We start from the raw sequence: 21,335 nt of genomic DNA, 5'->3' as shown, positions 1-21,335 counted from the left end.
AACGCTGTGTAAAGCAATTTATTCGATTTTACAATTCACTTCTCCAGGCCTAGATTTCTTCATCCTGAATCAGAGGAAGGATTACCTTGAAAGTTGTACCCATGCCAAGTTCACTCTCTACCGATAACTTGCCGTGATGCAGCTCAACCAGATGCTTCACAATGGACAACCCAAGACCGGTACCACCAGAGTTGCGTGATCTTCCTTTGTCTACCCGGTAGAACCGTTCAAAAATGCGCGGCAGGTCCTTCTTCGGAATACCAATCCCGGTGTCAGACACTGCAAATACCACCTGTTCCTCGTCTTCACCATGTTCTACCGTCACCTGTAATTTGACACGTCCACCCTCAGGGGTGTAGTTAATCCCGTTCGAGAGCAGGTTAATGAAAATCTGTTTCATTTTATCCTCGTCGGCCTCGATATACAGCTCCTCCGGCACAAACATCTGCAGACGAATCTGCTTCTTCTCTGCCACTTTGGATAGTGTACCCAGAACCATCTCGAAGAAGGAATGCACATGTACAGGAGAACATTGCAGCGGCGCCCGCTTGGATTCGATCTTGGATAACTCCAGAATATCCCCGATTAATCGGTTTAATCGATCCCCTTCGTCATAGATGATCTGCAAGAATGACCGTTCCGTCTCTTTGTCCTGCACTCCCCCGCTGAGCAGCGTCTCAGCAAACCCTTTGACCGCGGCCACAGGAGTCTTCAATTCATGGGAAACATTCGCAACGAACTCACTGCGCATCGATTCCAGTCTGCGTATCGCCGTAACATCCTGCAAAAGGAACAGCATCCCGCGGTATCCTCCATCATCTTCAGTCATCGGGACACCGTCAATACGAATCAGACGTTCCTCCGGGTTGAAAATACTTACTTCCTCATGCATCCGTTCCTGAACAGCTACACTTTCTTCAATCGTCCGAGTTAATTCATAATGTTTCTTCAATTCGATATAGGGTTTACCAGTCACGCGTTCGGATTGAATACCCAGCATACGCTCTGCTTCCCGATTTACCAGTGCAATGGATTGGGACGCATCAACCATGACAATGCCGCCTGCCATGTTGGCCAGGACACTCTGAAGTAATGCCTCATTATCACGAATTGTTTTGAGCTGGGTCTGTAGACTGTCAGCCATCCCGTTAATCGCCAGTCCAAGTTGTCCAATTTCATCTCTGCGTGTTACCTCTACCCTGGCATCATACTCCAGTTTGGTAATCCGGTGAGCTACCTTCGTTATGTGTTCGATCGGTGACGTTAATCCCCGCGCAACCCGATAACTGACCAGGGCCACAATCAGGAACAACAGTCCCAAGGCTACAAACATGATTAACCAGCCACGCTGTAACCCCTGGTCCACAGCAGCCAAACTCATGGATAATCGGATGTAACCATCGAATTCTCCTCCGGGCACTTCTACCATGTCACTTTGATCCGAGTTCACGGGCAGCGCTACATATAACATATCTTCTCCCAGCGTCTCACTGAATCGGATGGACTGGCCATAACCATCACCGACTGCACCCTTGATTTCTTCCCGGTCCAGGTGATTATCCATTGTAGCGGGATCCGTCTCTGAATCTCCAATGACAGTTCCATCGCGATTAATAAACGTTACCCTTGAATCGGTAAGCTTCTCCAGCTCGCCTGCACGGTCAGAATAGTACTTTCTTGTTTCTGGCGAGGTTGGATCGGTCGCATCGTGGAAAGGAAACGTCGCCTTCAGCAAATTGATTTCACGCACCATCGTTTGCTCCAGTGCAGTGGTGTGTGTTGTTTTAAATACTCTGCCCATCGTATATCCAGCCACAATGACGGATACACCAATTAGTATCATCATGATGATGGAAAGGCGAACTCGAAACGGTCTCATTAATCTCTTCCTTTTTTAGTTAATCTCAAATTATAGGTCAGTTAACTCTATCCGATCGCCACGTGTACCTGGCAGTGAAACAACCAGGAACTCTACTTCCTTTGCACTTGTATTTTGCATCTGATGAGGAACTCCCGGTGGAATCTCGAGTCCTTCATGCGGATCAAGCGTATACTCTACTCCATCAAGCTCCATACACGCCACTCCGCTAAGGATAAAAAAGAATTGGCGGCTCACGTTATGGTAATGACGTATTTCTGCTGTTCCTGCAGGCATGCGCTCATGAATAATACTTAAACCCTCGTTCTGCACGAGATGCCATCCATCACATTGTGCACCCCATATGTAATGCGCTGCGTTTTGTTTGCTAATCTTCATGTCGTATCCTCCCGATATGTATGTTCCGTCTATCATATCACAGTTGCCTTCGGGACAAATTGGTTTCTAATTGAAACAGTACGACATGCAGTACTTTTGCTGTACGAGGTCAAAGAGAACATTTATCAAGAATATCATGTAACTATCATTTCTGATCCTGACTTTTGTAAACATAGCACTGTAATTTGGGATATTTGTTAAAAAACTAAAAGACGTACCGCCAGCAGCAGCTGAACGATACGTCTTAGATATGTGATATGAAATACTAACTCAAACCGAGCTTCAACTTATCCGTTAACAACTTCGCCGCCGTTGATGTGCATGACTTGTCCACTCACATAGGACGAATCATCCGAAGCGAGATATACGTACGCAGGAGCCAGCTCATCCGGTTGACCAGGACGTTTCATTGGCTGCGTTGCGCCGAACTCGCTTACTTTTTTCTCATCAAATGTCGATGGAATCAGTGGTGTCCAGATTGGGCCTGGAGCTACCGCATTTACACGAATGCCTTTCTCAACAACATTCATGGACAGGGAACGCGTAAATGACGTGATCGCTCCTTTGGTGGACGAATAGTCGAGCAGAGTTGGACTACCTCGATAGGCTGTGATGGACGTAGTGTTGATGATTGTGCTGCCTTGCTTCAGATGTGGCATGGCTGCCTGCGTGATATAAAACATCCCGAATATGTTGGTGCGGAACGTCCGCTCCAGCTGTTCAGGTGTAATATCCTCCAGCTGCTGCTGTGGGTGCTGCTCGGCCGCATTGTTAACCACAATGTCCAGCTTGCCCAGCTGTTCCACCGTCTGTTGAACAGCTTTTTTGGCAAATGAATCATCACCGATGTCTCCAGCAATCAGGATACACTTGCGTCCTTCCTGCTCGACTTGACGTTTCGTCTCTTCCGCATCCTGGTGCTCACTGAGGTATACAATGGCTACATCCGCACCCTCTTTGGCATACGTAACGGCAACGGCACGCCCAATTCCACTGTCACCTCCGGTAATAAGGGCAACTTTGTCCAACAATTTGTCAGCTGCCTTATACTGCGGTTTTTCGAACTCCGGCTTAGGGTGCATCTCCGATTCAATACCGGGACGCTGGTCCTGATGCTGTGCTGGCATCGTTTTTTGGGTTTGTGTATTGGTTGACATTTCACATTCTCCTCTCAAAATGAATGGCTGTAAACTTCTCATTCTGTAGGATGGCATGAACAGTGCAGATTATTCCTGCTGCAGCTGACATCATCCAAAACTCACTACGGCTGTCTCGATACTTACTTACCACTCTCTTTTGGAGGTCAAACAGAAAAAATTATGAATTGTAGATTGTATGAAATTTCGATTAATTTTCAATAATGCCCCGTTTCAAGACACAAATTGTATTCCTATGCCGCTTGGGCTGATGTACAATGTACAGTATACAAATGTGATTTTAGTACCTTATACCCGGTACATATCCTGCGTTCGACCAAGCATCTCAAATAACAGATTCTCAATCTGACATGGAGCCAAACAATGGAATCGCACATTAACGCTTATATATCCCTTGTCACCACTTCAGCCGTCCTGAATGTTTTTTTGTGTGTATACACCTATTTTAGAAGAGCAGAAATTTCAAGAGCCAACGTGTTTATGCTCTATACGGCTGCCTTATCCGTTTATACCTTTGGTTATGCCATTGAGCTCGCCAGTAATACACTGGAACAAATGAAATTCTGGACGGTAGTGGAGTACATGGGCATGCCTTTCTCAGCCTCCCTCGGCTTGATCCTGATGATCCAGTACACGGGAAAGTCATTATCGAAAAAGGCTACTGCAGCGCTGTTCGTCATTCCGACGATTACGCTCTTTATGGTTGCAACCAATGACTATCACCATTTGTTCTACAAAAAAGTATGGCTTCGAACGGATAGTTCTGTTCCTCTGATGGATATTGCTGCTGGTCAATGGTATGTTGTTCACGGAGCATTTACGTTTTCATGTCTGTTATGTGCGTGTCTGATCCTGATTGCGCAATGGAAACACACCAAGAAAATGTATCGCCGTCAGCTGCTTACATTGATTACTTCTCAATTGATACCGATGACAGGTGCCTTTCTCTACTTAATGGGACTGACGCCAGGAGGAATGGATCCCGTCCCGGTACTCATGTGTGTCACTTCATCCATGTACATCTGGGCAATCCTGTCTTCTCGTCTATTGACCATCGTTCCTATTGCCAAAGACAGTATCTTTGAGAGCATGCGCGAGGGGGTTATTGTTCTTGATGGGTGGAATCGTCTAGTCGATTACAACAAAGCGCTGCGTGGTATGCTGCCTGAACTTGAGACAAGTATGGTTGGACAGCCGCTGAATGATATCTGGCTTTCACTGGCCGGTGAGACTTTTCCCGTGGAATACGGAAGAGAAGGCCTGCAGACTGATCTTTATTGGCAGCTGCATGGGCAGACGGTCTGTTATCAGGTCAGAACATCTTATGTGTATAACAAGAACGGAGAGGCCGTTGGAAGTCTGATCATGCTGATCGATATTACGGAGCAGCGATTTCTGCAAGAACAATTGAAGCAGCTCGCTTATTTCGACGGTTTGACCAAAATATACAATCGAACGCAATTCCTGCATAAAGGCCGTGAAATACTGAACGAAGCACAGCTTAGCCATCAGCCCGCAACTTTTATTCTATTTGATATCGATCATTTCAAACGAATCAACGACACCTATGGACACGAAGTTGGGGATCAGGCCCTTGTTCACGTCGTCTCCGTATGCAATCGTTATTTGAACTCTGAAATGGTGTTCGCCCGGTATGGCGGAGAGGAATTTGTCATTGCCCTGCCGAATGCAGCTCTTCAGGATGGAAAGCGGCTAGCCGAGCAGTTACGTGTGGCTTTGCTGAATGACCCTCTTCATGTGGAGAGGAATCTTGTGCCCATTACTTCAAGCTTTGGCGTTGCCCAATATAGGAGTGAAACGGATTCACTTGAATCCTTGCTTCGGGATGCTGATAGTGCATTATACGAGTCCAAACGAAATGGACGCAACGCTGTATTTGCTCATTCCGTCAGCCTTGCCTAATCCAATATGTTAAGCAAATAAAAATAGACAGCCCTATGGGTTGTCTATTTTTATTACTACACTATTTACCTGGTCGGGCTTGTCTACCCGCATTTTATGCAAGCGTTTTAGATTCTGGTTAACAGACTGTATCGAACAACAATCTTGCAGATGAATAGTTAGATTATCGTGCGATCAACCATAAGATAAACCATAATGAGCAAGAGGACAGCCAGGATTGTACTGAACGTACGAATCTTGCCCTGCTCCGGGCTCACATCACGGTTGCTTTTTACACCTTCTGCTGCGAGACGCAGCGGTTTACCCATAATACCGCCAATGGCAGCAATGGCAAGCAATAGAACAACAACGACACCCATCCACAGGTGGGAATATTCCCCCTTCGTCATGAGGTATCCCCCTGTGAGAAGCTGGATAACCAACCCATACTGGGCGATGCGGTTCAATGAACGAACCGATGTAAATGCGCCTTCCTGTGCCGCAGCATTCAACGTGCGGATCTTACCAACGACGAACGGCAAGATCAGATAGAACCCCATGGATAGCGCTCCGATGATATGGAGCAAATACATAATCATTGTCAAAATTTCCATCCTCCTCAACATTTTCAGTGTGCTATACATCACATCCCATTATACTGGGGAACTTATCCAAAGAAAAGAAAACCTCCGGGTTTCCGGAGGTTTTCTCACTTTTCGTGTTCAAGAAGTTTTCAAACTTATATGGTCACGACTGAAATGACGTTTCGAACAGAATCCGCAGATTTGTCGAGTCCCGCCTTTTCTTCAGGTGTGAGCTCGAGTTCAAATACTTTCTCAATCCCGTTACCACCCAGAATGGTTGGCACACCGAGGAACAAATCGTTATAACCATACTCGCCTTCCAAGTAAGCAATCACTGGGATGATCCGTTTTTTGTCCTTCAAAATGGCCTCGGTCATCTGAACCAGTGAAGCTGCAGGGGCATAATAGGCACTTCCGTTACCCAGCAGATTGACTATTTCACCGCCGCCAACTCGTGTGCGTTGTACGATGGATTCAATGCGATCTGCCGGAATCAATGTATCGATTGGAATACCACCAACGCTCGAATAACGAACAAGTGGTACCATGTCGTCTCCGTGGCCACCAAGAACGAAACCACGAACATCCTCAACGGAAACATTCAGCTCTTGCGCAATGAATGTGCAATAACGCGCCGTATCCAGGACACCGGACTGGCCGATAACTCGGTTTTTAGGAAATCCTAGTGTTTTGTATGCAGCATAAGTCATCGCATCTACCGGGTTACTCAGAATAATGACGATGGAATCAGGGCAATATTTTTTCACATTTTCACACACGGACTTCACGATTCCAGCGTTGGTATTCACCAGATCATCACGGCTCATTCCCGGCTTGCGGGCAATACCTGCAGTGATAATCACAATGTCTGAACCTGCCGCATCTTCGTAGTTTGAAGTTCCGACGATATTGCTGTCAAAGCCTTGAACAGGGCTCGCCTCCAGCATATCGAGTGCTTTACCTTTAGTCGGGTTTTCCAATTGAGGAATATCAACCAGCACAACATCTCCAAGCTCCTTTTGAGCAAGCATTAGAGCTGTAGTTGCTCCGGTAAATCCGGCACCGACTACTGTGATTTTTTTGCGCTGAATAGTCATGCCTCTCAACTCCCCTTACAGGTTTTTAATGATTTGATCAGCGAACTCAGAGCATTTAACTTCAGTAGCACCATCCATCAGACGTGCGAAGTCATATGTTACGGTTTTATTGTTGATGGAAGTTTCCATACCTTTGTAGATCAGGTTTGCTGCTTCTTGCCATCCCAGGTGCTCAAGCAACATAACGCCGGACAGGATAACGGAACCAGGGTTCACGACGTCTTTGTCCGCATATTTAGGTGCAGTACCGTGTGTAGCTTCGAAGATCGCATGTCCTGTTACATAGTTGATGTTCGCTCCTGGAGCGATACCGATACCACCAACTTGTGCAGCAAGTGCATCGGACAGGTAGTCACCGTTCAGGTTCAATGTAGCAATAACATCGAACTCGCCTGGACGAGTCAATACTTGTTGCAGAGCAATGTCGGCAATCGCATCTTTAACGATGATTTTACCCGCATCTTCAGCTGCTTTTTGAGCTGCATTCGCTGCATCCGTACCTTCTTTTTCCTTGATGATATCGTACTGTGCCCAAGTGAACACTTTATCGCCGAATTCTTCCTCAGCTACTTCATAACCCCAGTTTTTGAAGGCACCTTCAGTAAATTTCATGATGTTGCCTTTGTGTACCAATGTCACGCTCTTACGGTTGTGATCGATGGCGTATTGAACGGCTGCACGTACCAGACGTTTGGAACCTTCGGAGGATACTGGCTTGATACCGATACCTGAAGTTTCAGGGAAACGGATTTTGTTAACGCCCATTTCCTGTTGCAGGAACTGAATTACTTTTTTCACTTCATCGGAACCTTCAGCATACTCGATACCTGCGTAGATATCTTCTGTATTCTCACGGAAAATGACCATATCTACCAGTTCCGGACGTTTAACCGGAGAAGGTACTCCGTCGAAGTAGCGTACAGGACGCAGGCAAGTGTACAAGTCAAGCTCTTGACGCAATGCTACGTTCAGGGAACGAATTCCGCCACCGATAGGCGTTGTCAGAGGTCCTTTGATGGCTACGATATACTCGCGAATCGCCTCAAGCGTATCATTTGGCAACCACTCACCGTATGTATTGAATGCTTTCTCACCAGCAAACACTTCATACCATGCAATTTTTTTGCTGCCATCATAAGCTTTTTCAACAGCTGCATCCAATACACGCTTGGAAGCTTTCCAGATGTCGCGGCCTGTACCGTCACCTTCGATGAAAGGAATGATCGGGTTATTAGGCACTTGCAGTGTTCCGTTATCAATCTGAATTTTTTCCCCTTCAGTTGGATGAGCGAATTTTTCTAATTTCATAATCATAATTCCTCCTTGAGTGTTGGTATAATTCCGGTATCATGATACCGCTTGTCTTATCGAAGGAAGGGTCTTGATGTCTGACTAGCCTTGTAGCCAGTTTTTGGGACCCTTCACCCCATCCAGTTTATTATACTGGTTTTCAGTCTATTAGCGAAGCTCAACTGAAATGTAACGCTGATCTGTTGGACCTGTATATTCTGCACGCGGACGAATAATGCGGTTATCCGCGAGCTGCTCCAGAATATGAGCTGTCCATCCGGATACCCGGCTGATGGCAAAGATCGGGGTGAACAGTTCCTGTTCGATACCCAGCTGGGTATACACGGAAGCGGAATAGAAATCGACATTCGGCTTCAACCCTTTTTGCCCGGTAACCAGTTCTTCAATCTTCACAGACATCTCATAAAGGCGGGTGTCATTGTTCATGCTACCCAGCTCTTTGGACATCTTCTGCAAGTGTTTGGCACGTGGATCACCGTTTTTGTATACACGGTGTCCGAAGCCCATGATTTTCTCACGATTGTTCAGCTTCTCCTGAATAGCAGCTTCCAGGCGATCCGGCGTGCCGATCTCATTCAACATTTTCATGACGGCTTCGTTCGCACCACCATGCAGAGGTCCCTTCAGTGCGCCAATAGCGGAAGTTACGCCTGAATAAATGTCGGAGAGCGTAGCTACGGTTACCCGTGCTGCAAACGTCGAAGCATTCAGTTCATGATCCGCATGCAGAACCAGAGCCTGATCCAGCGCTTTAACTGCCGTATCGGAAGGTTCTTCACCTGTCATCATATACAGGAAGTTCTCAGCGATGGAAACGCCTTCTTTAGGAGCCACAGGCTCTTTTCCCTGACGGATGCGGGCGATGGCTGCCACAATGGTTGGCAATTGAGCTTGCAATTTGACCGCTTTATTTTCATTAGCTTCAGCTGTCATCTCGTCAGCCTGCTCATCATACAGTCCCAGTGCGGATATTGCAGAACGCAGTGCTGCCATGGTACTCATGTTTTTCGGATACAATTGGATTTGTGCAATCAACTCGCTCGGAATCGGCGCGTAATCGCTCAGGCTTTTACGAAGGGATTTCAATTCATCCGTATTGGGCAATTTGCCAAACCACAGCAAATAAGCAACTTCTTCAAAGCTTGCGTGTTCAGCCAAATCGTCGATATTGTAGCCACGGTATGTAAGTACACCGTCTACAATGGAACTGATCGAAGAGGTTGTTGCAACGATGCCTTCCAGACCTTTGGTAGCTGTCATATTACATCTCTCCTTTAATAAACGAAATCAAGAAACCACAAAGCATGATGAAGCTCTTAGAATAGCATAATAATTGGTGTTGAAAACATTTACATTTCATTAAATAGTAAAACCGTCAAAATTCGGGTTTCTTATCTGTCAATCGGTATTTCCTTATAACATCATACTGGATTTTGTCGGTTATGTGAACATCACGAAAGGCCATTCGCACATCAAACTTCTTTATCACGCCTATAAATCATTTTTGAAAGCCTTTACAAAAACAAGGTTGACATTTTATCCTATTTATATAATTCTGTGCGTCTGCTCCATGAATATTGCTATATATCCGTGTGTTCTGGCATACTCTAGGCAAAAGAAAATAAATGCACCTTGGCAGGCCAAGCAAACGTTTCAAAACGCTGCAATTGCTCTATATTAACTAGATAGCTTCTATGCTGATCGAAATTGTTAGAAGGAGACGTGACGTTTGGACAGAATTATTATGAAACGCCTGCTGCGCGGCTTGTGGGTCATTATTGCGACCGTTCTGATCGCCTTTGCCATATACTTGTTGTTCCCGCTTCTATACCCCTTCGTTATTGCATGGATTATCGCTTACGCGATGAATCCACTGGTGAAGCTGCTTCAGGACAAAGCCCACTTTCCACGCTGGTTAGCCGTGACCCTTTCCTTGATCGTTTATTTTGGAGCAATTGTTGTGATACTTTCGGCAGCGGTAACCCGCATGGTAAAGGAAGTCATATCACTCACCACAAGTTTTGACCTGCATGTGGACGAGATCAAGGAAACCTTTGTCCGCTGGACCCAAAACGATACGATCCAGAACCTGATCGGTCAGATTAACGAATTTTATAAGGAAAATCCTAATTACCAGGAAACGATCAACAGCAATATCAGCAAAACAACCGAAACGGTAGGTACGGCTGTTAGCGATCTGGTTACCGGATTTTTCAATATGATTTTGGGCCTGCTGACCTCGCTTCCCAACATGGGAGCCGTATTAATTGTCGTTCTTCTCTCCACATTCTTTATTAGCAAAAGCTGGACCCGCCACGGCATTACGGTCTCGGGATGGGTGCCTTCTTCAATCCGCAAACCAATCACAGACATATGGAACGACCTAAAAAAAGCACTGTTCGGCTATGCCCGTGCTCAGCTTATTATGATTTCCATTACTGCGGTATTTGTGATGATTGGATTGCTCATCTTACAGGTGAAGTCTGCTTTCACCATTGCTCTGCTAATCGGCCTGGTTGATCTTCTGCCTTATCTTGGCGTTGGACTGGTCATGGTTCCATGGGCAGCCTACCTGTTTATGAACGGAGACCTCTATTTGGGAATTGGTATTTCGGTTGTTTATCTCATCGTACTGATTGCGAGACAGATCATTGAGCCAAAGGTGCTCGCAAGCAGTGTTGGTCTGGATCCACTTGCAACACTTGTGGGCATGTTTGTTGGACTAAAGCTCTTTGGCGTACTCGGCCTAATCATCGGTCCTGTCAGCTTGGTCATCCTTGATGCATTCAATCGTGCGAATGTGCTGCGCGACCTGAGAACGTACATTATCAATGGGCGGGTCCGATAGCTTTTGTACATTTTTTAATACCATCAAAAAGGCTCCTTCCGCAGAAAAAGATCTGCAAGAAGGAGCCTTTAATAATAAACCAATACAATATTACGGACGGCGGTAGAACGTGATGCTGCCGTTTTTCATTTTTTTCTCAAGCCAACCCAGGAAAAATAAGCGGTACACAGCACGTGTTAACGGAAATACCAGGGTAAATCCGATGATATCCGTAACAAACCCTGGAATTAACAGCAAGAAACCACCCACAAAAATAAAAAGTCCGTCTACCATTTTCCGTCCAGGCACTTTACCGCGTTCCATCTCGGCTTTGGCATCGACGAGTACTTTTCGCCCTTCAAACTGCAGCATCGCTATACCAATCAAGGACGTGAGAATCATGAGAAGCAATGTCTTCCCGGCTCCGATCCAGTCACTCATCAGAATGAATCCAAACAATTCAATAACCGGAACGAATAATAATATAGCCCACATCCATTTTCGCATTACCCATTACTCCTTTCCTGAGAACCACACTTTCTCTAGTGCGCTATAGAGCTCAGGGGCGGCTTTATCCAGTCTTACTGGCTTCCAGTCTCCATTCACCCACACATGCTGGGTAGAGCCTGTAACCAGTCGTTCTCCCGGAAGCGATTCATCAGAAGCCCATACCTGTTCTCCAATGCCGAATTGTGCAGCAAGGTCTTCCGTCATGCGTCTAACGTCGTACTCATAATTTAATCGCAGACCACTAAATGCAACAATTCGGGTGAGTATCATAATCTCATCATCATACTTTGCTGGCTTATGATACTTCACATCCAGTCCGGTTACGGGAAGCAGTAGCCCCTGTTCCTCCATTTTACGATATGTATACCCCATTTGGCGAATCATCTCGGTTCGACCGATTTCAAACCAATTCAAATAGTTGGCGTGATAGACCACACCCATCTGATCACTCTCTTGATAGCGCACACGCAGACGTGCCGCATACCAGTTTCCATGGTGCTGCTCTTGCATGTTATCGGCCTCCTTCGGTCTACCATTCATACGTACTCATCCTGTGAAAAGTGTCATAAAGATGGAAAAAAGCAACGGGACAATTGCCCCATTGCTTCATTCCTGTTTTGATCCATCTACAGCTTAATGTTCAATTAAGCGTTGTTTGGAATTTGGCTTACTTTGATCAAGTTGGTGGAACCGGAGCGACCCAGAGGTACACCCGCAGTGATGACAACCAGATCACCTTCTTTGACGATTCCGGATTTCAAACCGCCTTCGATTGCATTCTCAAACAAGGAATCCGTTGAGTCACAACGTCTGCCTTTCACTGGTGTAACACCCCAAGCCAGTGCAAGACGACGGGAAGTTCTATCTTCCGTAGTCACGGCAATAATTGGAGCTTCCGGGCGGTATTTGGAAACCATACGAGCCGTATGGCCAGATTCAGTCGAAGTGATGATCGCTTTTGCGTTCAGATCTTGAGCGGACAGCGCAACGGATTGGCTGATTGCTTCTGTAACAGTTGTTTGTTGTGCAACACGTTGTTTCAGATACAGCTCTTGATAAGGCAGAGCGGACTCTGCTTTTTCCGCGATACGGGACATTGTCAGAACGGATTCAACCGGGTATTTACCCGCAGCTGTCTCACCAGACAACATGATTGCATCTGTTCCGTCGAAGATCGCATTCGCAACGTCACTTGCTTCCGCACGAGTTGGACGCGGGTTACGCTGCATGGAATCCAGCATTTGTGTAGCTGTAATAACCGGTTTGCCTGCAACATTACATTTTTCGATCATGCGTTTTTGTACCAATGGTACTTCTTCCGCAGGAATTTCCACACCAAGGTCACCACGAGCTACCATCAAGCCATCAGACACTTCAAGGATCTCATCCAGGTTGTCTACGCCTTGTTGGTTCTCAATTTTGGAGATGATTTGGATATGTCCAGCATTGTGCTTCTCAAGCAGTTCACGAATTTCAAGCACGTCACTTGCTTTACGAACAAAAGAAGCCGCGATGAAATCGATACCTTGCTCGATACCAAATACGATATCGTTAGCATCTTTTTCAGTGATACCCGGCAGAGAAATGGCAACGCCCGGAACGTTAACACCTTTTTTGCTTTTGATCGTTCCGCCGTTCACGATACGGCATTTGATCTCGGTGCCTTGCACTTCCACCACAGTCAGTCCGATCAGACCGTCGTCGATCAGAATTGTAGATCCTGGCTCAACATCATTTGGAAGATCTGCATACGTAATGGAAAGACGTTCTTTGGTGCCCAGAATTTCTTCTGTTGTCAAAGTGATGTACTCGTCCTGAACCAACTCAATCGGTTCAACTTCGAGTTTACCTGTCCGAATTTCCGGTCCTTTGGTGTCCAGCAGGATTGCTACGGTTTTGTTCAACTCTTCGCATGCTTGGCGAATCGCTTTGATCCGTCCGCCGTGCTCATCGAAATCACCGTGGGAGAAGTTCAGACGGGCCACGTTCATACCGGCCATAATCAGTTTTTTGGTGTTCTCCAGTGATTCACTGGATGGACCGATTGTACATACAATTTTCGTTTTGCGCATTTTGGGTTTCCTCCGATTTTAAAAGGTCTCTCTGTATATGTCTTTTTTCTTTTTCCAACTATTAAATTTACTATACTTTCGTTCATTTGTATAGGAAATTCGTCACATCATTCTGCATTTCCCGACAAATTATTCACTGCATCCACTCGAACGGGCTCCTCCGGAGCTTCAACCGGGGCCTGTGGGGTTGGAGATTCGAACGTAACGGATCCGATTTTGCGGAATTTCTCGTACCGATCCTGCTTCAGCTGATCCCCGCTCCAGCCTTTCATCTCTTCCAGATGACGAACCAGAGCTTCGCTGATCGCTGCTGCAGCACCTTCATAATCCCGATGCGCACCACCACGTGGTTCAGGAACAATTTCCTCGATAACTTCCATTTCCAGCAGATCCTTGGCTGTTATCTTCATCGCTTCAGCTGCCTGATCTGCCTTGGACGCATCCTTCCACAGGATGGACGCTGCACCATTCGGAGAGATCGCTGAATAAATGGCATGCTCCAGCATGAGTACACGATTGCCTACAGCCAAGGCCAGTGCGCCGCCGCTTCCACCCTCGCCGATAACCACAACAATTACAGGCACCGTGAGCTTCGCCATTTCAATCAGGTTACGGGCGATGGCTTCCGATTGACCTCTCTCTTCTGCAGTATTACCCGGATAGGCTCCTTTAGTATCAACAAATGTAATAATTGGACGACCAAATTTGTTCGCCTGCTTCATCAGCCGCAGTCCTTTGCGGAAACCTTCCGGATGCGCGCTCCCGAAAAAGCGGGCGATATTGTCTTTCGTATCTTTCCCCCGCTGTTGTCCGATGACAGTTACCGTTCTTCCATTCAGCTTCGCAAGGCCGCCAACGACGGCCAGATCGTCGCCAAACATCCGATCACCATGAAGTTCGATAAAATCGGTAAAGATGAGCTGGATCAGATCAAGTGCAGTTGGACGCTGTTGGTGACGCGCCAGATGCATTTTCTGAGCTGCGGTTATGCCGGAATAAATCTCTTCTTCAAGTCTATGATAACGTTCCTCCAGGCGGGCAATTTCATCCGTGAAATCAATGCCCTTCTCCTGTCCGAACTGTACAAGCTCCTCAATCTTTTTGCGCATCTCAACCAGAGGCGCTTCATATGGCAACTCACCCGCCATTTAGACCCCTCCTTTTTCGCTGTGCATATCCAGAAGCTTGGCAAGGGTCGTACGAAGTTCCTTCCGGTGAATCACCAAGTCCAACTGACCATGCTGCATATTAAATTCTGCCGTCTGGAAATCCTCAGGCAGCTTCTGACGAATGGTTTGCTCAATGACAATTCGGCCGGCAAAGCCAAATACAGCACCTGGTTCAGCGATGTTGATATCGCCCAGACTGGCGAAACTCGCTGATACCCCACCGGTGGTTGGGTCCGTGATGACGGAAATATAAAGTCCTCCCTGTTCATCCAAACGAGCCAGTGCCGCACTAGTTTTGGCCATCTGCATCAAGCTGAGGATACTCTCCTGCATCCGCGCTCCACCAGAGGTTGAGAAAATAATCAGGGGTAAGTTTTTCGCAGTCGCATGCTCTACAGCACGAGTGATTTTCTCCCCTACAACAGAACCCATGCTTCCTGTGAAGAAATCAAAACTCATAACAGCCACAACCACAGGTAAACCTTCAATGGTTCCTTCTCCTGTAATTACAGCTTCCTTCAAGCCTGACTTCAGACGCTGTTGTTCCAGCTTGCTGCTGTATCCCGGGAAACCAAGAGGATCCACCGAAACCATGTCTGCATCCAGCTCAACAAAGCCTTGCTCGTCCAGTACCATGGCAATACGTTCCATGGCATTCAAGCGCATGTGATAGCCGCAAGCAGGACATACTTTCAGATTTTTCTCCAATTCCTTGCTATATTGAATCGTGCCGCATTTGCTGCACTTGTTCATAAGTCCTTCAGGGATTTCACGCTTTGGACGTTCTACGACTTCCTGGCCTTCGCCACGAACCGCACGCTCGGAAGGTATGGTAGCGTACTTCCGTTTTTTCTGGAATATATCTTTGAACACAACTACACCTCTCCAGCCGTTGATTTGATAGCCGCACCCTGTAGTACATCGCGAAAAGCGACTTCTACAGAGGTACTGCGGTGAACCGTTTACGACCCACACGCTGCAATGGGCCTTGTCCAGGCATTCACAACAAAAAAATCCGCCGGCATAAGGCAAGAATCAGTGGCTTCTGTCAGCACGATTGATGTTACCTGTAATACCGATAGATTGTTGCGCGAAATACTTGAACTTGTCTCGGTAGGGTCTCCGGGAGCAGCCTGGTCAGTCCATAGCCTAACAAAAAAAGAAGGAAGGACAGCAGCATACAATACATGCAAGTCGATTCCTCTCTCCGCTTGCGCGGTCAGCCCCTTATGTACCGATGGTACTTTCTTCTTCGCCAAGGCACCTCTGATGTTGAATTCAAATCAGGAATGCAGAATCAAATTCAGCACTTCCTGGACTTCTTCCAATTCCCCAGAAGGGACGCGAATCTCAAATTGCTGCTTGGATAAACTGATGGGACGGGTCTGTACCAGAAAACCTTCTTCCGAAAGCTTGGTCTTAATCTTGTCCGCAACCTTTGCTGTCGGTGCAATGTAAATCACCGTCCACATGCCATGTCCGCCCCCTAAGCTAATGTTCAGAGCCCGTATATTGGACTAATGATACCATACCTCCGTTTTTTTCTGCAAGGAAGGGTTCAGGACCTTAGGGGAGAAAACGGGATCTTGGGGGACATTTGTCCCACTAGGATAACCGATACGCTTAACACTTCGTCCGATATTCTGGCAAGGGAGATAAGACGTTCAGGTTCTCCAGGGCAGCACTTGCCGCCCTGAATGTCCTGCAGCTAGGGAGGAAATTATTAATCCGTGGCGTATTTTTTGGCATTAAGATTTTTGTGGGCAATACGTGCGGAAGCCGCGGCAGCCAGACCGGCAACGAGATCATCCAGGAAGACATGAATGCCTGATCCATCTTCATTCAGATCGTGAATGACGCCTATTTTTTCTTTATCCAGGTAACCAAAACTGGTTAAACCAATCATGCCATACACATGGGTAATGCCAAGGGCCAGAGTCTCGTCCACTCCATACAGGGATTCATCCGCTTCCATAATGGCCTGCAGCGGCTGGGGCAAGAGACGTTTTTCAGCCAGTTCATCCAGAGCAATGCCAGTATACAGCGTATACTGAACTTCTCTTTTTTGTAGTACCGACTTCACACTTGTTACACAGTCATCCATAGTCAGTTCCGGGTGGTACCCTTTTTGCAGACGATATACAATTTCAGCGATTGCATCAATCTGTACACCCCGCCGGGCCAGCATGGCTTCTACGATTTCATATGACATATCTCGACCTCCCGCATCGCTCCCCCGAGGACCGCGAGGTCCTTCGGTGTTCTCAAGTGTATGCGGCAAACCTGCAAAACGTTCATAAAAAAACACGAATGGACTTCTGTCCGGGGTTAAACGGGGCTCCCCAGGCAGCAGTCTCCCCTCGTTTGGCCAAACAAAAGAACCCGTCCGGTATTACCGGACAGGTTCCTACTCTAGCGATGGGCATTGCCAAGGCCATTACTTGATTTTAACTGTACCCTCGCCCAGCATCTGTTCCATCTCTGAGAACAGTGTAGGAGACGGTTTAATCCGGTAAGCATCGCTTAACGCGAGCAACTTCTGCTGCTGCTCATAGAAAAGTACCGTCGCAACCGGACCCGGATGCTGCTGGAGCATCTGTTTCAAACGTGTCAGTAGTTCCGGTTTCTCGGACTGCGGAGTGATCTTCACGAACACCCGCTGCTGTGCAGTCTGAGACCGGCGACTCTGCTCGGATCCACTGGCAGAACCGGTGCTGCCTGGTGATGATGCAGACGTTGCCTCTGCCTTACCTGCGCCTTCTCCGCTGTGCGCTGCTGCAGGCACTCCGCCTGCGATGCTGCGTACAGCTGCAGCTGGAGCTTTCGCACCGGCTGGCTGCCGCGCTGGGCCCGCCGGGCGCGAAGGACTGCCGCTGCCAGGCTTCCCGCGCCGTTCGCGGCTGCGCAGCTGCTGTTCCAGTGCCGCCTGTGTGAGCGGCGCCACTTCCTCAGCCAGCAGCTTAAACCCTTCGTCCTGCTGCTGCACCTTGGCACGCACGACGAGCAGTTCACCTTTCCCGACATGCTGCTGGCTCCGCCGCCATACTTCGGGAAAGAGAACCACTTCGCATCGTTCAATCTGGTCTTCCAGTTCCATGAACGCCATGGCCTTGCCCTGTTTCGTCGTGATCGACTTCACGGACACTACCATCCCCGCAGCGACGGCCATCGTATCGTCGACTGCTTCTGTCAGCTCCATAATCCGGTCCGCTCCACTCGATTCGAGCACATCTTCATAATCATCAAGCGGATGACCGGAGAGATACAGACCCAACAACTCCCGTTCAAGCTCCAGTTGCTGAGTAGCTGAATATGCAGGGATCTGTGGATATTCAATCTCCCAATTGGGCGTTTCAACAAAATCGAACAGCTGAATCTGCAGATCCTCGCGCTCCTTGCGCCACTTCAGAGCAGCTTCCACCGTCTCGTCCAGCATCGCGAGCAGTTGAGCCCGGTGTCCGGGCAAAGTGTCAAAGGCTCCCGCCTGAATCAGCGATTCAATGACACGTTTGTTGCAGACACGCAGATCAACACGGCGACAAAAATCGAGCAAACTGTCGAATGGGCGCTCCTTGCGGACGAGCATGATACTCTCCATGGCTTGCGTTCCGACATTCTTCACAGCAGCCAGTCCAAAACGAATGGAACCCGATGCAAATACATCAGACAGATTTTGCTCCGTTCCGCCGGATAAACCTGTTTCATCCCTATCCACATGCTTTATTGCTGACGATTCACTAGTGTTTCCAGATAGCCCTTCTTGTTTCAGGTCTTCAGGCATCACGGTCGAAGCTTGCCAGCCATACGAATCTTCACCTTCTTCAGGCATTGGACCAGGGTCATCTGGCAATGGTGCTTCACCATATTCATCCTGACCGGAATGATCATACAAATCATTTTCTGTGTTGTTCCCATTGTCCATCTCGGACTCGTCAGTCAGATTTTTCTCCGGTTTGCCGGGTACTGCAAAAACTGGAGTAAACAGTATGCCACTTTCGTTGACGTCAGGCGGCAAGACCTCAATTCCCATACGACGACATTCCACGACGTATTCCGCAACCTTGCGGTGACTGCCCATAACGGCAGTCAGCATGGAGGCCATAAAATGAACCGGGTAATGAGCCTTCAGATATGCGGTCTGGAACGCCAGTACACCATATGCCGCAGCGTGGGCACGCGGGAAACCGTAGTTCGCAAATTTCACAATCATGTCGTAGACCAGGTCCGCTTCTTCCTCGCTATAGCCTTGTTTGAGACTGCCCTGAACGAAATGTCCGCGTTCCAAATCGAGCACTTCCCGTTTCTTCTTGGAAACAGCTCGGCGAAGCAAGTCCGCTTCTCCCAGCGAGAAACCCGCCATGCGTGAAGCAATCTGCATGATCTGTTCCTGATAGACGATGATGCCATACGTATCCTTAAGAATGGATTCCAGATCGGCATGGGGATAATCGACCTCAATTTGTCCATGCTTGCCCTGAATATACTTGGAGATGAACTCCATCGGACCCGGACGATACAAAGCGAGAACGGAGATGATGTCTTCAAATACCGTCGGTTTCAGATCCTTCAGCACACGCCGCATGCCTGCCGATTCCAGCTGGAATATGCCCATCGTGTCACCACGGCCAAGCATCTCATACGTCGTTGCATCATCATCCGCGATATAGCGGAAATCCGGAACTTCGCCCTCTTCTCCGATCCAACGCAGGCAGCGTTCAATAATGGAAAGGGTTCGCAGTCCGAGAAAGTCCATCTTGAGCAAACCGATTGACTCCAGGTTCTCCATTGAGTATTGGGTTAACGCAGTGCCCTCGCTTCCTTCCTGAAGCGGAACGGCATCGGTCAGAGGATCGCGGGATATAACGACCCCGGCAGCATGCGTGGACGCATGGCGCGGCATGCCTTCTACCTTCATGGCCATATCCAGTAGTTCCCGGGTTTTTGGCTTCGTTTCATATAAAGCCTTCAATTCAGGCGTTGCTTCCATGGCACGACGGATGTTGATCCCGAGCTGCGCAGGGATGAGCTTCGCTGCCTTATCCACCTCGCCATAGGGTACATTTAACGCGCGTCCAACGTCCCTTACTGCTGCACGTGCAGCCATTGTACCAAAGGTAATAATCTGCGCCACATGTGCTTTTCCGTATTTGTCTGCGACATAATCAATAACCTCATCCCGCCGCTCATCGCTGAAATCGATATCGATATCGGGCATGGAAATACGTTCAGGGTTCAGGAAACGTTCAAAGAGCAAATTATATTTCATTGGATCAACATCGGTAATATGCAGTGTATAAGCAACAAGACTTCCCGCCGAGGAACCCCGGCCTGGGCCGGTAACGATCCCTTGTCTATGGGCGTAAGCGATAAAATCCCATACGATCAGGAAGTAATCCGAGAAGCCCATACTGTCGATAACCTGAAGTTCATAGTTCAATCGCTGCTCCAGTCCGGAACGAAGCTCCGAATCCGTCCAGCGTTCTGACTCGGCATAACGTTCTTCCATGCCTTTTTCACAGAGCTCTCTCAGGTACTCCGAAGGACTCTGTCCCTCAGGCAGCGGTCTGTATTCAGGCAAGATGGATTTGCCGAATTCCAGCTGCAGTTCACAGGATTCGGCAATACGAACCGTGTTCTTCAACGCTTCTTCCACATGAGGAAACAAGCGGGCCATCTCCTGCTCACTTTTCAAATACAGCTGATTGGTCCCAATCCGAAGACGACTCTCGTCGTCGACGGTTTTCCCGGTTCCGATACAAATTAGTACATCCTGAAGCTCAGCGTCCGCTTCCGACAGGTAATGCACATCATTGGTTGCCACAAGTGGAATATCCAGTTCCTCGGCTAGACGAATCAATTGGGGATTGACTCTTTTCTGCTCTGCGAGGCCGTGATCCTGAAGCTCCAGATAGAAATCAGGACCAAAAATATGTTTATAACGAAGCGCTGCCCGCCGGGCCTCTTCTTCCCGTCCATGCAGCAAATGCTGAGGCACTTCTCCTCCCAGACAAGCACTCAGGCAGATAATGCCCTCGTGATGGGCAGCCAAACTCTCCATATCAATACGTGGCTTGTAATGGAAACCTTCCAAATGCCCAATTGAACATAATTTCATCAAGTTGCGGTAACCCGTCATGTTCTTCGCCAGCAAGATCAAGTGGTGTATGGGCTGATCCTTGCGACTCCCCCGCTCCTTGCGGGACCCTGCGGTCATGTATGCCTCACAACCGATAATCGGCTTGATGCCTCGTTCGATACAGGCTTTATAAAAGGGAACAGCGCCGTACATGACGCCGTGATCGGTCAATGCGAGTGTGGTCATTCCAAGATCTGCGGCCTGGTTCACGAGATCCGGAATACGCGCAGCGCCGTCCAGCAAACTATATTCACTATGAACGTGCAAATGCACAAAAGAACTCATGTTCGTTACTTCCTTTCGCCGCGGATAG

19 protein-coding genes are annotated in these 21,335 nt (G+C 47.9%); 3 read left to right on the top strand and 16 right to left on the bottom strand.

Translation table 11 applies throughout. The annotated features are described in order from the left end of the window. Window positions 1-49: 49 nt before the first annotated feature. The 3 genes from pnpS to MH144_RS19940 form a co-directional block, all read right to left on the bottom strand. Complete coding sequence (gene pnpS / locus MH144_RS19950; protein ID WP_239303477.1) at window positions 50-1,879, bottom strand: two-component system histidine kinase PnpS; 1,830 nt, start codon at window positions 1,877-1,879, stop codon at window positions 50-52. A 30-nt stretch (window positions 1,880-1,909) separates the two neighbouring features. Further along, window positions 1,910-2,257, bottom strand: a complete 348-nt coding sequence (locus MH144_RS19945; RefSeq protein WP_239303475.1) for a cupin domain-containing protein — start codon at window positions 2,255-2,257, stop codon at window positions 1,910-1,912. Between the two features lie 287 nt (window positions 2,258-2,544). Beyond that, a complete protein-coding gene (locus MH144_RS19940; protein WP_239303473.1) occupies window positions 2,545-3,414 on the bottom strand; it encodes an SDR family oxidoreductase in 870 nt (289 codons plus the stop codon). A gap of 363 nt (window positions 3,415-3,777) precedes the next feature. Between MH144_RS19940 and MH144_RS19935 the strand changes: the two genes are divergently transcribed. After that, a complete protein-coding gene (locus MH144_RS19935) occupies window positions 3,778-5,337 on the top strand; it encodes a histidine kinase N-terminal 7TM domain-containing protein (RefSeq protein WP_239303471.1) in 1,560 nt (519 codons plus the stop codon). Between the two features lie 158 nt (window positions 5,338-5,495). Here the strand turns inward: MH144_RS19935 and MH144_RS19930 are convergent, their stop codons facing one another. The 4 genes from MH144_RS19930 to citZ all read right to left on the bottom strand — a co-directional run bounded on the left by MH144_RS19930 (window position 5,496) and on the right by citZ (window position 9,568). Next, window positions 5,496-5,921: a hypothetical protein gene (locus MH144_RS19930; protein WP_095288121.1), complete on the bottom strand. Its 426-nt coding sequence runs from the start codon at window positions 5,919-5,921 to the stop codon at window positions 5,496-5,498. Between the two features lie 134 nt (window positions 5,922-6,055). Then, window positions 6,056-6,997: a malate dehydrogenase gene (gene mdh, locus MH144_RS19925; RefSeq protein ID WP_095288122.1), complete on the bottom strand. Its 942-nt coding sequence runs from the start codon at window positions 6,995-6,997 to the stop codon at window positions 6,056-6,058. A 15-nt stretch (window positions 6,998-7,012) separates the two neighbouring features. Continuing rightward, window positions 7,013-8,305 (bottom strand): NADP-dependent isocitrate dehydrogenase, encoded by a 1,293-nt coding sequence (icd, locus tag MH144_RS19920; protein ID WP_095288123.1) that lies wholly within the window; start codon window positions 8,303-8,305, stop codon window positions 7,013-7,015. Between the two features lie 150 nt (window positions 8,306-8,455). After that, complete coding sequence (citZ, locus tag MH144_RS19915) at window positions 8,456-9,568, bottom strand: citrate synthase (protein ID WP_239303460.1); 1,113 nt, start codon at window positions 9,566-9,568, stop codon at window positions 8,456-8,458. Window positions 9,569-10,037: 469 nt separating this feature from the next. On the opposite strand from citZ, the gene ytvI reads away from it, so the two are divergent. Further along, window positions 10,038-11,156, top strand: a complete 1,119-nt coding sequence (gene ytvI / locus MH144_RS19910) for a sporulation integral membrane protein YtvI (protein WP_239303458.1) — start codon at window positions 10,038-10,040, stop codon at window positions 11,154-11,156. 90 nt (window positions 11,157-11,246) lie between these two features. Here ytvI and MH144_RS19905 read toward each other — a convergent pair whose 3' ends face one another. The 8 genes from MH144_RS19905 to MH144_RS19870 form a co-directional block, all read right to left on the bottom strand. Next, window positions 11,247-11,642, bottom strand: a complete 396-nt coding sequence (locus tag MH144_RS19905) for an FxsA family protein (protein ID WP_239303450.1) — start codon at window positions 11,640-11,642, stop codon at window positions 11,247-11,249. Between the two features lie 6 nt (window positions 11,643-11,648). After that, the gene (locus MH144_RS19900) at window positions 11,649-12,155 is read right to left on the bottom strand and encodes an acyl-CoA thioesterase (RefSeq protein WP_239303447.1); all 507 of its coding nucleotides are present in this window, start codon (window positions 12,153-12,155) and stop codon (window positions 11,649-11,651) included. 134 nt (window positions 12,156-12,289) lie between these two features. After that, window positions 12,290-13,717 (bottom strand): pyruvate kinase, encoded by a 1,428-nt coding sequence (gene pyk / locus MH144_RS19895; RefSeq protein WP_095288128.1) that lies wholly within the window; start codon window positions 13,715-13,717, stop codon window positions 12,290-12,292. 107 nt (window positions 13,718-13,824) lie between these two features. Next, window positions 13,825-14,865: an acetyl-CoA carboxylase carboxyltransferase subunit alpha gene (locus tag MH144_RS19890; RefSeq protein ID WP_239303445.1), complete on the bottom strand. Its 1,041-nt coding sequence runs from the start codon at window positions 14,863-14,865 to the stop codon at window positions 13,825-13,827. After that, complete coding sequence (gene accD, locus MH144_RS19885; protein WP_239303443.1) at window positions 14,866-15,759, bottom strand: acetyl-CoA carboxylase, carboxyltransferase subunit beta; 894 nt, start codon at window positions 15,757-15,759, stop codon at window positions 14,866-14,868. Between the two features lie 89 nt (window positions 15,760-15,848). Further along, window positions 15,849-16,145: a hypothetical protein gene (locus MH144_RS19880; protein WP_239303425.1), complete on the bottom strand. Its 297-nt coding sequence runs from the start codon at window positions 16,143-16,145 to the stop codon at window positions 15,849-15,851. A 24-nt stretch (window positions 16,146-16,169) separates the two neighbouring features. After that, entirely contained in the window at window positions 16,170-16,358 is a 189-nt protein-coding gene (locus MH144_RS19875; RefSeq protein ID WP_239303422.1) for a glutamate decarboxylase, read from the bottom strand. Window positions 16,359-16,609: 251 nt separating this feature from the next. Further along, window positions 16,610-17,098 carry a phosphatidylglycerophosphatase A family protein gene (locus tag MH144_RS19870; RefSeq protein ID WP_239303411.1) on the bottom strand — a complete coding sequence of 163 codons (489 nt, stop codon included), beginning with the start codon at window positions 17,096-17,098 and terminating at the stop codon, window positions 16,610-16,612. On the opposite strand from MH144_RS19870, the gene MH144_RS19865 reads away from it, so the two are divergent. Beyond that, entirely contained in the window at window positions 17,092-17,331 is a 240-nt protein-coding gene (locus MH144_RS19865) for a hypothetical protein (RefSeq protein WP_239303409.1), read from the top strand. The genes MH144_RS19870 and MH144_RS19865 overlap by 7 nt on opposite strands. Here the strand turns inward: MH144_RS19865 and MH144_RS19860 are convergent. Next, window positions 17,324-21,307 carry a DNA polymerase III subunit alpha gene (locus MH144_RS19860; protein ID WP_239303407.1) on the bottom strand — a complete coding sequence of 1,328 codons (3,984 nt, stop codon included), beginning with the start codon at window positions 21,305-21,307 and terminating at the stop codon, window positions 17,324-17,326. The genes MH144_RS19865 and MH144_RS19860 overlap by 8 nt on opposite strands. Window positions 21,308-21,335: the final 28 nt, after the last annotated feature.

The sequence above is a fragment of the Paenibacillus sp. ACRRY genome (assembly GCF_022346995.1).
In the GTDB taxonomy this organism is placed as follows: Bacteria; Bacillota; Bacilli; order Paenibacillales; family Paenibacillaceae; genus Paenibacillus.
The sequence above is the reverse complement of the archived record's forward strand: the minus strand, read 5'-3'. Positions and strand labels throughout refer to the sequence as shown.

Coding starts and splice junctions, on each gene's coding strand:
- pnpS (WP_239303477.1), bottom strand. CDS start 1,879: ATGAGACCGTTTCGAGTTCGCCTTTCCATCATCATGATGATACTAATT.
- MH144_RS19940 (WP_239303473.1), bottom strand. CDS start 3,414: ATGTCAACCAATACACAAACCCAAAAAACGATGCCAGCACAGCATCAG.
- MH144_RS19890 (WP_239303445.1), bottom strand. CDS start 14,865: ATGGCGGGTGAGTTGCCATATGAAGCGCCTCTGGTTGAGATGCGCAAA.
- icd (WP_095288123.1), bottom strand. CDS start 8,305: ATGAAATTAGAAAAATTCGCTCATCCAACTGAAGGGGAAAAAATTCAG.
- MH144_RS19900 (WP_239303447.1), bottom strand. CDS start 12,155: ATGCAAGAGCAGCACCATGGAAACTGGTATGCGGCACGTCTGCGTGTG.
- MH144_RS19945 (WP_239303475.1), bottom strand. CDS start 2,257: ATGAAGATTAGCAAACAAAACGCAGCGCATTACATATGGGGTGCACAA.
- MH144_RS19935 (WP_239303471.1), top strand. CDS start 3,778: ATGGAATCGCACATTAACGCTTATATATCCCTTGTCACCACTTCAGCC.
- MH144_RS19870 (WP_239303411.1), bottom strand. CDS start 17,098: ATGTCATATGAAATCGTAGAAGCCATGCTGGCCCGGCGGGGTGTACAG.
- MH144_RS19865 (WP_239303409.1), top strand. CDS start 17,092: ATGACATATCTCGACCTCCCGCATCGCTCCCCCGAGGACCGCGAGGTC.
- citZ (WP_239303460.1), bottom strand. CDS start 9,568: ATGACAGCTACCAAAGGTCTGGAAGGCATCGTTGCAACAACCTCTTCG.
- pyk (WP_095288128.1), bottom strand. CDS start 13,717: ATGCGCAAAACGAAAATTGTATGTACAATCGGTCCATCCAGTGAATCA.
- MH144_RS19905 (WP_239303450.1), bottom strand. CDS start 11,642: ATGCGAAAATGGATGTGGGCTATATTATTATTCGTTCCGGTTATTGAA.
- MH144_RS19860 (WP_239303407.1), bottom strand. CDS start 21,307: ATGAGTTCTTTTGTGCATTTGCACGTTCATAGTGAATATAGTTTGCTG.
- mdh (WP_095288122.1), bottom strand. CDS start 6,997: ATGACTATTCAGCGCAAAAAAATCACAGTAGTCGGTGCCGGATTTACC.
- MH144_RS19875 (WP_239303422.1), bottom strand. CDS start 16,358: ATGTGGACGGTGATTTACATTGCACCGACAGCAAAGGTTGCGGACAAG.